The organism is Bradyrhizobium sp. 23 (genome assembly GCF_023073295.1).
Taxonomy (GTDB): Bacteria; Pseudomonadota; Alphaproteobacteria; order Rhizobiales; family Xanthobacteraceae; genus Bradyrhizobium; species Bradyrhizobium canariense_D.
Window position 1 is genome coordinate 1 of the sequence record NZ_JADPJF010000037.1, and the last position, 13,533, is coordinate 13,533.

The 13,533-nt window shown below is 56.2% G+C and carries 11 protein-coding genes and 2 pseudogenes; 5 read left to right on the forward strand and 8 right to left on the reverse strand.

Annotated features, from left to right (window positions below; translation table 11 throughout):
- Window positions 1-219: 219 nt before the first annotated feature.
- Window positions 220-414: pseudogene (locus IVB32_RS05945) on the forward strand (ISL3 family transposase); the annotation flags it as partial.
- 146 nt (window positions 415-560) lie between these two features.
- Here the strand turns inward: IVB32_RS05945 and ybgC are convergent.
- A complete protein-coding gene (gene ybgC / locus IVB32_RS05950) occupies window positions 561-1,004 on the reverse strand; it encodes a tol-pal system-associated acyl-CoA thioesterase (protein ID WP_026232585.1) in 444 nt (147 codons plus the stop codon).
- A gap of 1,625 nt (window positions 1,005-2,629) precedes the next feature.
- Here ybgC and IVB32_RS05955 point away from each other — a divergent pair.
- The 3 genes from IVB32_RS05955 to IVB32_RS05965 all read left to right on the forward strand — a co-directional run bounded on the left by IVB32_RS05955 (window position 2,630) and on the right by IVB32_RS05965 (window position 5,894).
- Window positions 2,630-4,102: a coproporphyrinogen-III oxidase family protein gene (locus tag IVB32_RS05955; protein WP_247358097.1), complete on the forward strand. Its 1,473-nt coding sequence runs from the start codon at window positions 2,630-2,632 to the stop codon at window positions 4,100-4,102.
- Complete coding sequence (locus IVB32_RS05960) at window positions 4,099-5,313, forward strand: hypothetical protein (RefSeq protein ID WP_247282433.1); 1,215 nt, start codon at window positions 4,099-4,101, stop codon at window positions 5,311-5,313. Before IVB32_RS05955 ends, IVB32_RS05960 begins: the two co-directional genes overlap by 4 nt.
- A 71-nt stretch (window positions 5,314-5,384) precedes the next feature.
- On the forward strand, window positions 5,385-5,894 hold the full coding sequence (locus tag IVB32_RS05965; RefSeq protein WP_026232583.1) for a GNAT family N-acetyltransferase: 510 nt from the start codon (window positions 5,385-5,387) through the stop codon (window positions 5,892-5,894).
- A gap of 513 nt (window positions 5,895-6,407) precedes the next feature.
- Here the strand turns inward: IVB32_RS05965 and IVB32_RS05970 are convergent.
- Together IVB32_RS05970 and IVB32_RS05975 are read right to left on the reverse strand one after the other, a co-directional pair.
- Window positions 6,408-6,653 carry a hypothetical protein gene (locus tag IVB32_RS05970; RefSeq protein WP_247282434.1) on the reverse strand — a complete coding sequence of 82 codons (246 nt, stop codon included), beginning with the start codon at window positions 6,651-6,653 and terminating at the stop codon, window positions 6,408-6,410.
- Window positions 6,654-6,715: 62 nt separating this feature from the next.
- Complete coding sequence (locus IVB32_RS05975; protein WP_247358096.1) at window positions 6,716-6,949, reverse strand: hypothetical protein; 234 nt, start codon at window positions 6,947-6,949, stop codon at window positions 6,716-6,718.
- 484 nt (window positions 6,950-7,433) lie between these two features.
- On the opposite strand from IVB32_RS05975, the gene IVB32_RS05980 reads away from it, so the two are divergent.
- Window positions 7,434-7,826 (forward strand): avidin/streptavidin family protein, encoded by a 393-nt coding sequence (locus IVB32_RS05980; protein WP_039798703.1) that lies wholly within the window; start codon window positions 7,434-7,436, stop codon window positions 7,824-7,826.
- Window positions 7,827-8,771: 945 nt separating this feature from the next.
- Here the strand turns inward: IVB32_RS05980 and IVB32_RS42650 are convergent.
- From IVB32_RS42650 to IVB32_RS06005, 5 genes and pseudogenes are all read right to left on the reverse strand, one after another.
- The gene (locus tag IVB32_RS42650; RefSeq protein WP_253075303.1) at window positions 8,772-8,903 is read right to left on the reverse strand and encodes a hypothetical protein; all 132 of its coding nucleotides are present in this window, start codon (window positions 8,901-8,903) and stop codon (window positions 8,772-8,774) included.
- Window positions 8,900-9,529: pseudogene (locus IVB32_RS05990) on the reverse strand (hypothetical protein). The gene IVB32_RS42650 and the pseudogene IVB32_RS05990 overlap by 4 nt, the downstream one beginning before the upstream one ends.
- A gap of 418 nt (window positions 9,530-9,947) precedes the next feature.
- Window positions 9,948-11,231 carry an FAD-binding oxidoreductase gene (locus tag IVB32_RS05995; RefSeq protein ID WP_247282435.1) on the reverse strand — a complete coding sequence of 428 codons (1,284 nt, stop codon included), beginning with the start codon at window positions 11,229-11,231 and terminating at the stop codon, window positions 9,948-9,950.
- 64 nt (window positions 11,232-11,295) lie between these two features.
- On the reverse strand, window positions 11,296-12,540 hold the full coding sequence (locus IVB32_RS06000; RefSeq protein ID WP_247282436.1) for a type II toxin-antitoxin system HipA family toxin: 1,245 nt from the start codon (window positions 12,538-12,540) through the stop codon (window positions 11,296-11,298).
- Window positions 12,533-12,844, reverse strand: a complete 312-nt coding sequence (locus tag IVB32_RS06005) for a helix-turn-helix transcriptional regulator (protein WP_247358095.1) — start codon at window positions 12,842-12,844, stop codon at window positions 12,533-12,535. The genes IVB32_RS06000 and IVB32_RS06005 overlap by 8 nt, the downstream gene beginning before the upstream one ends.
- Window positions 12,845-13,533: the final 689 nt, after the last annotated feature.

The following is a 13,533-nucleotide window of genomic DNA, read 5'->3' on the forward strand; positions in this document are numbered from 1 at the left end:
GACCACCCATGAATCATTGAACAATTGATTCGGGAATCCTATAAATCGCGGCAAAATCAACAATCTGCCAAAGTAGTGCTAAGCCGACCACCTAACTAAGGCCGAGACCGTCACGCTTGCCGTCATCGAACAAAACTTTCCTATGCTGGCCGATGCCCAAGCTCTCCAGGCGATCATCCGAAGGAGGCCGAGATGGAGCTCGAACCTCGGATTGATGAATCCAAGCGGAGCCTCATTGCGTCGTTCGCGAATGGGATCGCCAACGATAAGGGCGCGGTGCACGCCGCTATTACGCAACCATGGTCCAATGGCCAAGTGAAAGCTCACATCGCCAAGCTCAAGCTGGTCGAACGGCAGATGTACGGGCGCGCTAAGCTCGATCTTCTTCAGGCTAGGCTGATTGGCGCGCCATAAAAACAATCACGATCATCGAATATGCGTCAGAGCCCCGATTGGATGCCGATTACCCCGAACACTCGTTTGACTAGGTCGCAACAGAAGCTTAATGACTTGATTTCAGTGGGGCGCTGGAAGCTAAAAGCTTGAACTAAGCGGCAGATCTATCGAAGCCCTTCCATAGCGAGCCGCAGCGACTTCGGGATGCGCTGCGCCTTTCCGGCTGAAATAAACGCCACGCGTACACGCGCCGTGACTAGGAGATCGTCTCCGCGCCTGCATTCCTGCAGCAACGCAATCGACGCTCCCCTCACCTCTTGCGGGACTGTGACGACGTCAAGCAGGTCATCCAAGACCGCCGGTTTTAGAAAATCGATCGTCATGGAGCGGACAACGAAGGCAAAGCCGGGCGCATCTTTCTTGGCTTCTCTGAGTAGCGCTTGCTGAGTGGTTCCGAGCAGGCGCAAGTAATTCGTTCTACCGCGTTCCATGAAGCGCAAAAAATTTGCGTGATAAACAATCTGACCGGAGTCAGTATCTTCGAAATAGACGCGGACCTGCATATGATGGCCGCCGTCGCGAATTTCGCCATCAAGAGAAGCTGTCACAGTGCGGTTTCCTTACTGCCGTTCTGGGACGAATTGTCTTGCACAGAGGCGCGTTCCGCAGCAAGTGCCAATGGGTTTGGTGCGTGCAGGTTGAGGCTGCCCGGCGCAAGGCCGGTCGGAGACCGGTTGCTTTGCGAGAAGCCGGCACCCCCCTATCCAGATTTCGGGCAAGTCCCGCACGCACGGATGGTCTGCAGAGCTCTTATCGCTGCTCAGCAATCCCCGAGGACCGAGGTCGCCCCACTGGCAAGCGCCTTGATCTCCGCGTACATCTCCGCTTCGCAGGCCAAAGTCGGGATTGCCCGGCAGTGCGGATTGTTCAGCAAGCAGTCCTATTCCGCGAATCCTACCATTCTTAGCAATTGTTAAACTCCGGCCGGTCAGTCATCGCGGCTGGATATTCCAGGTGAGATGGTCATGGAGATCAATGAAACCGGGCAGAATGATCCACGGTACCTTGACCGAAGAGTCGGCCGCGCCGATGCTCTGCGCCCGAGCTCGTCGCTCGGTACGACACGCACCGCGCCTGGCAAGTCCGCGCCGAGCGCTGCCAATAGATCGAAGTCGCTCACCGCGCCGCAAGAAAGCGACGAGTTCATTTGCATATCCGTCACGTGCCGGGACGCTGCCTTATGAGCCGGGCGATTCGGTCGTAAGGTGGCCGTTGGAGCAGATGTTCGAGTTCGGCATGAGAGGCCGCCAACGTCATTCAACATTCCGCGTTGTCGTGTTCAGCCGTGTCCGGCTGAAGACGTTAATGTCCGGGACCAGACACTGAGGCGCGAGTATTCCGTCGGTGGACACGAAGCACATGGTTTTGCCCTCTTCAAGCCAGGCTCGCAAATGTCTTTAGTGGCACGTGTATTGCTGGGACACCGTAAATGCATCCGCACGACCATGACGATCTCGCATTCGCCGGCCCAGGAGTTCAAATGAAACTTGCTCGACTCAATGCCTTGGACCTGCGCTATTGAGTGCGGTCCCGCCTAAAGCTTTGCCGCGTCCCTCGCGGGTGCCGCTGTCGTTCTTCGCGTCGGGTAACTCTCAAGACCACCAGACACGACTAGCATTGAGCGCGCTTACTCCCGAGCAAATCCGAACCAGTGTGACACGTTTGGGCGGCTCTGTGTCGAATGCATGCAGCGGCACGCGAATGTTGGCGTCGGACCGGGAGGAAACCAAATCAAGCTTGGTCTCGAGCAATGGGCGCTTCCTGTCGAAGAGGGGAGCGGACAGAAGTTGTTCAATGGCACGCTGGAGCAGATCGAGCTCGGCGCCCGACCCGGCGCGGGTCACACTCGAAGGTGGAGCACCATTTTCTCCAGCAGTATTCGCACTCCTCAGCCCCTGAAGTCTTTCTCGGTGCCGTTTCGCAACGCCCGAAGGACATTCGGCCACGGCATCTGTCTTCCTCGCCGAACCATAATCATCCCGCGTGTCCCCGAGCGGATGGCGACACTCGGTCTGCTCTACGGTGGTTGCGTCGAGTAGGAGCCGACAAATCCGCGTCTGATCGAATTGCACGACTTCAGTATCGAGCCCGAGCTTAAGAGCGCGATGTGACACGAGCAACGAAGCTGCCATCGGGCCTTGCCTTCACAAGAAAGCTAGAGGAGTTTAAAAAAATGCGTGCGCCGTCCTATTCCGAGGCCTTGGAATTCGCGATCGACCGCTCGTACGACATTAACCTTGACATGTTGAGGTCACGGAATTTGCACCTTGACATGCACAACGATTATCTTGTCGGCACATATCCGCCTCTCAAGGCAATGGGCGACCTGAATGCCGAAAAGTTGTTGCTTCAGGTTTCGTCGTCAATTGATCTCTATTTTCACATCCCCTTCTGCGATCAGTATTGTACCTTTTGCCACTTCGCCAAGGAAATCAATCCATCTTCCGGGCGAGTGGAGCGCTATCTGGCGGCTTTAGATAAAGAGATGAGTTGGTCGGACGCAGCGCTCGGTGGCAGAGCTGTTGAGACTGCTTTTTTTGGAGGCGGCACTCCCTCGTTCTTAACCAACCGTCAACTCGAAACGCTATTTGGCATGATTAGCCGGCGCTTTGACCTGTCTAAGTCGGAAGTGAGTTTCGAATTGCATCCCTCTCTTGCAAAGCAAGCGGACGCTGCACATCGCATATCCACACTGCTTAGAGCCGGCGTAAACCGCTTCGTATTGGGCGTTCAGAGTCTAGATCCGCGCATTTTACGCATATTGAACCGCGGGCACCACGTGGACGAGGTAGTACAACTAGTAAAGTTACTGAATGAGATGGGCGTTCAGAATCTGTCGCTTGATCTCATGTATGGGTTGCCGCAGCAAACGCTCCGGAGCTGGTACGACTCACTTATCGGCTTACTGGATATGGGAATAGAGAAGTTCAATGTATTCCCATTGATGTTTAAATCTACAGACCCCGTAGCCCGCCATTTGGCTAGGGGACGATATCAATTTGCCGGGGCTAAGGAGCGCATTATCATGCATTTTATGGCCGAGCACATCCTCACGAAACTCGGCTATCGCCATGGGCCGATTTTCTATTGGAGTAAGCAGTCGCAGCCGCACTCAATTCAACAGAGCCGCAAATACGATTCCTGGAACGACAATAATCTGGTCCCGTTTGGGGTTGCCGGGTTTGGTTACATGAGCCAGTGCCAGTTCTATAACGAGGCAGATTTAGATCGCTACCTATATAGGGTTGAGGCGGGCGAGAAGCCTGTGTGGAAGGGTGTTGTCCTGTCGCAAGATGATCTCATGCGCAGAACGGTAATGTTTGCCCTGCGTAGCAGTGGGGTGTTGCTCTCCCGCTTCGAGCGGGAGTTTGGGGTTTCCATTGAGAAATGCTTTGGCCGCGAGCTTGAACTCTTGAATGAGGCAGGACTCATCTGCATTTCGAACGGCCTGCTTTCGCTAACTGCCGCCGGCACTATCAATTCGGGCGCCGTATCGCTGCTATTCTTCTCGAACAATATACTCGAGCGGGTCGCGTACAACGACAGCAGGATAATAGACAAACGAACTGATCTGCTCGAAAAGCACGATTACTCACCGGCCGCACGATACGGGTCAAGTGCCGAAATGCAAGTTGCGTTTCGATGAAGTCGCGTGCGCGCTCATTTATGGTCGCTCCTTTTTCCGTTTCCACCCCGCAAGGCTCGCCCTGCCAGGCGGAGGACATATTTTCGCATCTGTCCGATAGCATTGATCGCCGGCACCGAGAACGCCCGCTTGGGCTTGTCAGCAATTTTGTCGCCGATCAACTGCCGCACTGCATTGCGGAGATCAAATGCAGTGAACGACCAGATGAAGCGGTTAAGGCTCTTGGGCGTAATATCAACGCGATGATTGCGGAGGCGGACTATGAAGCGCAGCTGCTAAGTCTGCCGCAGTCGGAATTCGAGATCGCTAAGACAGACATCCAATATCTCGTAAATTGTGCTTATCAGATGTCTGCGTTTGCCGGCCTTCATCCCGTGGACGCCGAGCTGACGGTGGGAGATGTACTGATCCGCCTTGCGCGCTCGACTTGTCAACGGCGGCCTGGCATTGAGGTCCTCTCCTATGAAGATATGATCCTTACGAATCCGCTGCAGAACGATCCACGCGTATACTGCCTCGGCGCGGCCGGCGTCGAGGAGCGAGATTTTTGCTTGGGCCACCAGATCATCGAGAGCGAATTGCAGTCAGCAATGGACGCTCTGCTCAAGTTGCGTGATGTGGCCGACGTGGATGCGGGGCAATGTCTTGCGACATGCCTGGAGCGCCTTGAGTCAGCAAACAATGTTCTGACGCGCTTTTATGAACATATGTCGCCGGACTTATTTGGCCAATTTCGTGTGTTTTACGGAAAGAATCCTTATAAGAATACGCTTGGTCCAAGCGGCCGCTTCTCGGCCGGTATCGTGGCGGTCTCGGTGCTACTGGTCGGTGAAGAACTCTTCCACCACAAACCGCAATTTTATAGGGATCTGTACCGGCTGTCCGAATATTATCCGCAGAGATGCATTCACGAGGTATTCCGCTGGCTGTCGTCAGGCAAAGGGAGTGCACCGCTCAAGCCACGTTGGCTAAAGGGGAAAGCGGACTTTCCCAGGGTTGCGACCATTTCGCCAGTCGTGGAGCATCACGGCGGCGAAATCGGAACGCTGCGCACGTCCTGTGTTTGTGCACTGGATCGGTTTACCCGGATGCATCGTAGTACGGCCTTAAAATATACGGTTGAGCCGGGTCGTCCAGTTGTCGGAGTTGAGGTATCGGAAAGTGTTGAGGCTGTCCTTTCTCAGCGGCTGTTGACAGAGGCGCGCCCGTAAGCCGACGGTGGTCTCTGCGTGGCTAAAAACAAAGGCGCAGACGTCCGCCACCGGTCGAGAGGTAATAGTCGATGTCTCAAGACGAACTGATCCTTCGTCGGTTCGAGTCCGGGGATAGCGATGATGCATGGCATCTGCACAGAAGCGCATCGCAGGATGTTGGTGTGTGTGGCCCGGAAGGGGCTTGGGAGGATGATTTACGCAATATCGGGGAAGTATACATCGCCTCGGGCGGTGACTTCGTAGTTGCGCATATTGGTCCCCGGTTCGCTGCCATGGGTGGGCTGAAACCTTTTGATGATGATGTCGCAGAACTAAAACGTATGCGGGTCGACCCCGTCTTTCAGCGACGAGGGTTTGGAAGGAGGGTTCTTCGTGAATTGGAGTCGCGAGCTGTTGCTCTCGGTTTCAAGTGGATAATGCTCGATACAACAACGATCCAAGTAGGGGCCCAAAGACTTTATGAGAGCGCTGGCTATGTTCGCCGCAGGGAAGGGATGTTGCACGGATATGCAGTGATCTTCTACGAGAAGCGGCTCATTTGGCCAGGAATGACCCCCGCTGAGCAAATGAGGTTGTGAGACCGGACAATCCAGTGAAGCTCTACGGACGCGCAACGAGCACAAATTCAATCACTTGCCCCCTGACTAGCCGAATGCCCAATCTCGCTCCTTGGGAATGACGTGGAATGCGCTCAGATAAAACCGTATCATCCGCGAGGACTTTCTCATTGAGCTTCGCGAGATCCGCGATCGGAATGAATCGTGTCACTGTAGCTGATAAGGACGTGAAGGTTTCGCGACCGATAGGCCTCGAACGCACGCACAAACTCACGTCTGGCCGAGCCAGCGTTGCATTCAAAACGAGAGCTGATACGGTGCGCCAGCGGCGGATAGGCGAAGACGCTCTGGAGTGTCGTGGGCTCGCGACGTGAGCCTTGCCAGCCGGCATACAAATCCACCTCGATTCAACCGCAACATTCTGTTGCGTATGGAATCCAAAAGTCCGCTCTTGGTGATGCGGGATGGTGGATGCACGGGCGCGTCTAATCGCCCCCTACCAGCTTGTGGTGGTCGCCCTTCCAGATCGTGATGCTACTCGGGCGTATCGACCGGTTGCGTGCCGTAGCGCTCGCAGGCTCTCAACCAAGGACCCAGCTCGCACCCTTCTGGATCACGATCGAGTACCAAACCTGCATCAAGCAGCTGCGGATCGGGTCTCACCAGCTTCGTGGTGCTCACGCCCGTATTCGGGTCAACTGCCATTCGGTAGTCTCGTTCAAGCAGCTCTCGCAGGCGCTCGATGCGAGCGAACCGGAATGGATGGACCGGTTTAATCATCGGGCCAGGCTCCTCGGGTCGAATGCCAATGATGAAAATGACGGCGGGCGACGGGTTTGCGTTCATGAGTCGAGCTGTCGGTTCTCCGCCGAATGCCAGTCCGCGCCGTAGAGGCGGATCATCTCCCGACGGGACCGCTCGATGAAGATGCGCTCAACGCAAAAGCCGGTTGTCACTGAAGCCGCCAGCGCAAGGCCGCAGACCATATAGTCATTCATGAAATTCCAAAACATGTTGCAGCCGGCAACTCCCACAAAAGTAAGTGCCATGACCGCATTGCGAAATGCCTTAACCATGTTGCCCCCAGTCAGCGGGAACTTTACCATTGCAACCATGGCGATTAGCAGCGTTTGTCCTTGTTAGGCGCCGTCTTTCTGCTCGATCGGCCTGGGTCCGCCCGCGCTGTCGACGGCCGTGGGTTCCCCATTGCCCGGCGCAGCTCATTCGATCGCGTCGGAGTCCTGGCGCGGATTGCCCGATCCGATACAGCTCGTGGACAATGACCTCTACTCTCCGCATCTCCTCCGACGACCACAGGCGTGGCACATCAAAATAACCGAGCACCGGCTCGGCGCTCGGCCGCCCAGGCGAACCGATTCGAGGATGAGAAGCGCCGAGGGCTGGACAGCGTCGGCTACGCCGCGATCCAGCGTGGTTTCGGGTATATGCGCCGCATTCCTATGCCGAACGCGAGATAATGGCAGTGAATATGACCTCAAGTTGTATCACGCTAGATGATCCACGTTGCGACCTTTAAGTGACCTCTTTTGGGGCTTCAATATGAAGAGACTTCTGGGACTCTTGCTGCTCGCCCATTCCTTCTTCCTTTCCGCCGAGGCCATCGCACAGGGGCTTCCTGCCCCCTCGTACTGGAAGAATGAACGAGGTTCAGAACTTTTTGTTTGGTCCGCCAATAGCGGGGCAATACAAGGGACTTTCACAAACCATGCTCAAGGGTTTGCGTGCCAGGGCATTCCATATCCTGCATCGGGAGCCGTTAGCCCTGCTGGCTTGTATTTTGTTGTTACCTTTGCCCAGTGCAATTCCTTCACCCGGTGGGTTGGAAAGCTCAACGGGTCTCAAATGCCGACCTCATGGACGCTGTTCTACGTTGACAAGAACGGCAAGCCCGGCAAGTTGAAGGGTGCCGATACATTCACGCGCGTATGGTAGTTTTCAATCTTCTTGCTCTGTCGTGACCTTTGATTGGAAACTCACTCTCGCGAGTTTTTGGCTGCGTCTCTTCGGGAAATGTGGGCTCGCCTTCGTGGAGCACTGGCCTGTCCAGGATCAGCTTCGATGCTGGACAGCCGGCAAGTCGTGCCGAACGGCCCGGGAAAAACATCAAAGGGCCTCTCCCGAAATCCGAAAGGACATTCTGAATTTGCGTCCGAATCGCGGGACGATCCGTGCACTACCGTTACTTTTCAGGTCCTTGTTTTGAAGCCGAGCGCGGGCTCCGGCAGATGCCGCTAACATCTGCGGCGGTCGCGTTGCCTGAGTTTGGTTGACGACGTGAATTTTCAGCTCTCGATACCCAGAATTCTCACACAGCGCGATTCGCAGGCTTCGCCGCCGGAAGTAGCCAAGGGCGCGCTCAGTCTAACCGTTCCGCGAAGCTGCTTGCTATTGCCGGTTCATGTTGCGCGGCGACAAGATCGCACGTTGGCAACGAGTACGGACTTGATCCCTCTCTAGCCATTAGGTAGATCCCGTCATTTGGAATTGGAGATACTTAGTGACGACTGGCATCGTAAGGTGGTTAAACGCGACCCAGGCTATGGATTTATCAAGCTGGATGATGGCGGAGCCGACGTTTTCGTGCACATAGGGCGGTCGAGAAGGCCGGCTACACCGTCTTGCAGAGGGGGCCTTGATCAGGTTCGAGATCAAGACTGGCAGCTCAGGCGAGGTATCCGCAGAAAATCTGCGTACAGGATGATTCGCGCTATCAGCTACATGATGCGTCAACAGTGATTCGCCTAGGGCGTCAGCATTCTTCGCGCTTACATGCCTCGATCTGACTTCGGCGAAACACTTCAGAGTCGGCAACCTCGCATGAAGGCGCACATCAGTGTTAATACGCGATCTCGTGTTTTTTCAAAACCATTGTATTTCTCATGTAAGAAGATTCGCAGCCGCAAGATCTTCGATTGCGGCCCCAACAGACTTGAAGAGAGTGATCTCTTGCTGCGAAAGGCGGCCAGACTTCAAACCATTGGTTAACTCATGAAGATCCCCACAAATCATTGAGGCGTCCCACCGGCCACCCGCAATCGGCTGGAGCAGATCACCGGCTTCTTTGGGGGCACCCGCATAGTATCTACGAACACGCGGCTGCGGCAAACAGCATCGTCGTCGGTCTCACGCATTTCTGGTGTGAATGCGCCGACGAGATCGAGATGTGTTCCTGGCCTGAGGTGCTGGCCTACGATCAGCGGCTCACGTGACGTGGTGGCGCAGCTAACGATGTCCGCCACCGAGAGAGCGTCCGTCAGATCAGCAGCCGGTTTCGCCTTGAGACCCTGATGCTCAAGCGTGTCCGCGAGAGCTTAGACAGGTTGCGCATTGCATCCCCAGACCAGCACGGCTTCAATCGGCCTAACTGCGCGATGGGCAACGGCCAAATAGGAGGCGAGCAGGCCGGTTACAATCAGCAGCAGCGTGCGACTGTCGGGGCGTGAGAGATGTCGTGATGCGAGCGCGGAGGCGGCGGCTGTACGCCGATTAGTGAGTTTTTCGCCATCGAAATTTGCGCGCGGCCGGCCGGTTGCCGTCGAACAGCATGTAAAGCGAGGAAAGGCAGGGAGACCGCATGCCCGCTCTTCGGAAACACGGTCACCAGCTTCACGCGGAGTGCCTTGCCCCGCTCCCAAGCCGACATTGTCAGGAGACGACCTGGGCTTGCAGCGGTACCAACATTATAGCTCTGCCGCACTGGCATCGCTTCTCCGCCGCGCCGGACGGCTTCGCTTAGGGCATCGATCAACCTGGGATAGTCGAGGCCGGCATCTACCTCTGGGGCGGAGAAATAACGCGACATGATTTCCTCGTTTTCATTCGAAGTTCGGACGAGTTTAGCACCCGTCGCTCCGATGACAGCACGGTCTATACCGCCGCCAAAGAGAGGCCGTCGCCAGCGTTTAAATTCGCGTGTGAAGCTCGACTGAACGTACAGAACACAAAAAAATCTCGCCTCGTAGCAACAGATCGAGGTCAATGGCCGTCGGAGCGCGAAGTTGAGTCATGAGCATGCCGATGACAGTCCCATACTTGGCGAACTCGTTTGAGTAATCAGAACCGGGTCTCCAATAGGTGAACAAGTTGGGACCCCGCGATGTAGAAGGCTTCCCGCGCGGCACGAAAGCGTCGCCGTTCAACGGCAGTGACCGGCAGCGGAAGATCGTTCTCCGCGATCTGACCCAGAACGTACGAAGCCAACACACTGCCAAAGACTGTGCCAGGTGCGATGCCGCGACCGTTGTAACCGCTGAAAGCAACGACGTTGCGGTCGAGCTCGTGAAAGCGCGGCAGGTTGTTCGAGGTCATTCCAATCATGCCGAACCAGCCGGTTTCAAACTCGACATGCTGAAGTCCCGGAAACAGCTTACGCAACGATCTCTGAGCCCATGCCCGGTGAACGGATGCGCCAATACCCTCAAGGGCACCAACACTGCCAAACACGAGGCGCCCGGAGCGATCCAAGCGAAATGAAGAGAGGACCTCTCGAGTGTCCCACGCTCCCTGCCGTTCAGGCAGGATCGACTTCCTCAGACCATCCGGCAGAGAACCTGTAGCAAAGTTGAAGTAGGGCAGATGGATCTGCTCCTGCCGTACCTGCGACCAAAGTCCTTTACCATAGGCATCCGTCGCAACGATCACCCATTCCGCATCTACCGATCCGCTTTCTGTGCTAATCCTCCAGCGCAGGCCGTTGTGTTGCGCAGTAACAGCCTCGCTCTGTGTGAATATCCTAGCCCCCGCTGCAAGCGCGGCTCTCGCTAGACCGTGCACATAGGCCAGCGGCTGTATCGTCCCGGCGCGCTTATCGAGCAGCGCTCCGCTGTATTCGCCACCGCCGACTTTCCTGCGTGTCTCATCTGCATTTAGCACTACGACAGGGGCGCCACGCTTCTGCCACTGTTCGGCGCGGGCCTCGATCTCTTGCAAGCCCTTACGTCCGACGGCACAATGCAGGGTACCGGCACGTTCCACTTCACATTCGATGCCATGCTTTTGGATGAGGTCGAACACCTTTTGCGGTCCACGGCCGAGTTGTTCAATCAACCGTTCGCCGAACGGGACGCCGAGCGTATCCGGAAGGGTGTCAGGCATCACCCACATGCCCGCGTTAACCAGACCGACGTTCCGGCCCGAACCGCCGAACCCAATTTCGGACGCCTCCAACAGCGCGACGCGCGCCCCTCCTTCGGCGAGATGAAGTGCAGACGACAGCCCGGTATATCCAGCGCCAATCACGATCACATCCGCTGCGGTGTCACTGGCGAGGGGAACAGTGTCTGGCGCCGGTGGCGCGGTGAGAGCCCACAATCCATGTGAAGCTGAATTGTTTCGCATCCAGCAATCCTCATATATTCTTGGTTCTTGATCAGCCCAGGTCGTGCTGCAATCAGTGCCGCGTCTAAGGGTCAAGGATGGGTACCATTTCGTCGATATGTGCATCGATCCGTTCGAGAACCTGCCCAGGCACGACGTCGCGTTCTGGAAGAACTGACCATCTGTCGCGCACGGCCGCCGCGGTCTCAGCTACAGCCGTCACCACTGCCCCCTCTGGAAGACGGCTGCGGTTCGCGAAATTGCGCCAGCGCTCTGGAGTCAGGGCCTTAAATGACTTTTCGCCCGCAAGGCTCAATGCCAGACCATCTTTCGGGATATACGAAATTGTTGAGAGCACGTCGTAGATTGGCGCCAACGTAGGCCTCCGTCCGTCTCCAGGATACAGTAACGACCAATTCTTGAGATGCATGTCGCCATTGCCCGTGATCGCGGTGAGCGCAAGACGACGGACAAATTCGATCGCGGAATCGAACGAGACACCGCTGTTCAGCGCGGCCGCGATATTGTGATACGCCGCACCGGTATATTTCTCGGACGGATAGCGGCCGAAGACCTGTGCAAAGTCCTCCATATGCACGCGCGCTGCATCGGCACCGCGATCGAAGCGACGGACAAGAAGCACTTTGCCCGTGGACATGGTGTTAAACTCTTCCGGAATGCCGGCGAAATCCGTCTTTTCGACGAGCTCACGTGCAGGCACTTCCATCCCTAGCGCTTCCGCTAAGGCTAGGATCGCGAATTCGTTTTCCGAAAGCCCAATGTGGGTGAGGGAGGGAAATTTCGCGATATACTGCCCTTGCTCATCGTCGACGGCGAGCGTGATCCCCCCTTCTTTTCCGGTATTTTTGATGACGGAGAGCTTCATCTGGACACCGGCGAGCGAAAAGCGCGCCTTCTTCTTGCCTTCTGATTCTGGCCCGGCCGGAACGGGAACGCCGTCGCTCGGCAACGCTCGTACCGCTCCCGGTAGATTTGTCCCCAGTGCTGCCAAGAGATCGAAGTCGTTTCCAGGTCTTACTGACGCTGCGTGGTGCTTTTCCATTGCTTCGCGCAGTTTCTCTTCGGGCAGCAAGTTCGCGAAGAACGGCGGCAGCGCGCCGCGTATGGGTTTGGGATCCCGGCGGAGGCTGCCATCTGCCGAGCGAAGCGACAGGCTGAAGATCGGAGGGTCGTTCAAGCTCCGATACGCGGGCAAGAGATTGAATGCGCTGTAGTCGCCCGGCGTTCGCACGAGCGTGCCGACGGCAAGATCGTTTAATGAGATGTCGAGCGATTGGATACGTTCAGCCGCGAGGACAGGCTTATTCATGCTCCTCCTCAACATCTGACGTGAACGCAGGATGGTCATCATCGCCCGTAGCTGGCTGCAGCATTGATTGAATAGCCGGTACCATCGCTTGCGGAATCAGCATCATTTCCATGCCAAGGGCGCGGGCAACGTTGACGAGTGTCGTTGCGCGCGCTGCAGCGACCCCCGTTTCAATGTCGCGATAGCGGGGCCTGCTAATGTTCGCCCGGAGGGCGACTTGCTCCTGGGAGAGGCCAGCAGCCCTTCGCGCTCTGCGAAAGTGCAGGCCAAGTTCCTCGAGCAGCGGGTTTGGAGCCGAAGCCATGATATGTTCTCGGATCATTAACACCCAAATGATATGTAAACAGATCACACATCGCAGTCAAGCGAAACGTAAACAGATCTTCTTATGACAATGATCCTTAAACATATCTTGTTCCAGCGGCAATGTCGTCTGAACTGTTGACTCTGCTGCCAGAATGGCCCTTGGGGCTAATGCGCCTGACGCGATGAAGGAGCCAGATCTTATCGCCAGGTTGACACAGATTCCCATGGCGCTCGCGTGCATTGGGCGCATAGGAATGGCCGCCAGCGAACGAACCCGATCCTGGAACGCGGTGCGTCGCTTTTATGGAACGCCAGTTGAAAGCGGTCGGTAGATGGATCATCGAAGTTCTTCCATGACGCGCCGTCCTAGTGGCGTCGTGCCGAGTCGTTTCCGTGAGGCGCCTTTGGCGCCAAGCAAGTCCATATTGCCAAATCAATTCCGATGTCCGCCGGCCCGCCTCGATGTAGCTACGAAGCGTCGAACTACCTATCAATTCGTTTTTCATTCTTCGACATGCTTCCCATGACGGCCAATAGCCTGCGGGCGTGACCGGGCCGCTGACGTGGCCACTCGCAGGGCCGCAATGCGAGCGGAGTGGTCTCGGCTAGTACCAGCAACTTTTCTTCTATTCGCGTTGATATCCAATCCTACGACGCGCAATTAAACGTGTTCCTATGCAACATCAA

Excerpts from the sequence above, each read along its gene's own strand:
- IVB32_RS05975 (WP_247358096.1), bottom strand. The coding sequence starts at position 6,949 with ATGGTTAAGGCATTTCGCAATGCGGTCATGGCACTTACTTTTGTGGGA.
- IVB32_RS05970 (WP_247282434.1), bottom strand. The coding sequence starts at position 6,653 with ATGATTAAACCGGTCCATCCATTCCGGTTCGCTCGCATCGAGCGCCTG.
- IVB32_RS06005 (WP_247358095.1), bottom strand. The coding sequence starts at position 12,844 with ATGGCTTCGGCTCCAAACCCGCTGCTCGAGGAACTTGGCCTGCACTTT.
- IVB32_RS05980 (WP_039798703.1), top strand. The coding sequence starts at position 7,434 with ATGAAGAGACTTCTGGGACTCTTGCTGCTCGCCCATTCCTTCTTCCTT.
- IVB32_RS05965 (WP_026232583.1), top strand. The coding sequence starts at position 5,385 with ATGTCTCAAGACGAACTGATCCTTCGTCGGTTCGAGTCCGGGGATAGC.
- IVB32_RS42650 (WP_253075303.1), bottom strand. The coding sequence starts at position 8,903 with ATGATTTGTGGGGATCTTCATGAGTTAACCAATGGTTTGAAGTCTGGC.
- IVB32_RS06000 (WP_247282436.1), bottom strand. The coding sequence starts at position 12,540 with ATGAATAAGCCTGTCCTCGCGGCTGAACGTATCCAATCGCTCGACATC.
- IVB32_RS05995 (WP_247282435.1), bottom strand. The coding sequence starts at position 11,231 with ATGCGAAACAATTCAGCTTCACATGGATTGTGGGCTCTCACCGCGCCA.
- IVB32_RS05960 (WP_247282433.1), top strand. The coding sequence starts at position 4,099 with ATGAAGTCGCGTGCGCGCTCATTTATGGTCGCTCCTTTTTCCGTTTCC.
- IVB32_RS05955 (WP_247358097.1), top strand. The coding sequence starts at position 2,630 with ATGCGTGCGCCGTCCTATTCCGAGGCCTTGGAATTCGCGATCGACCGC.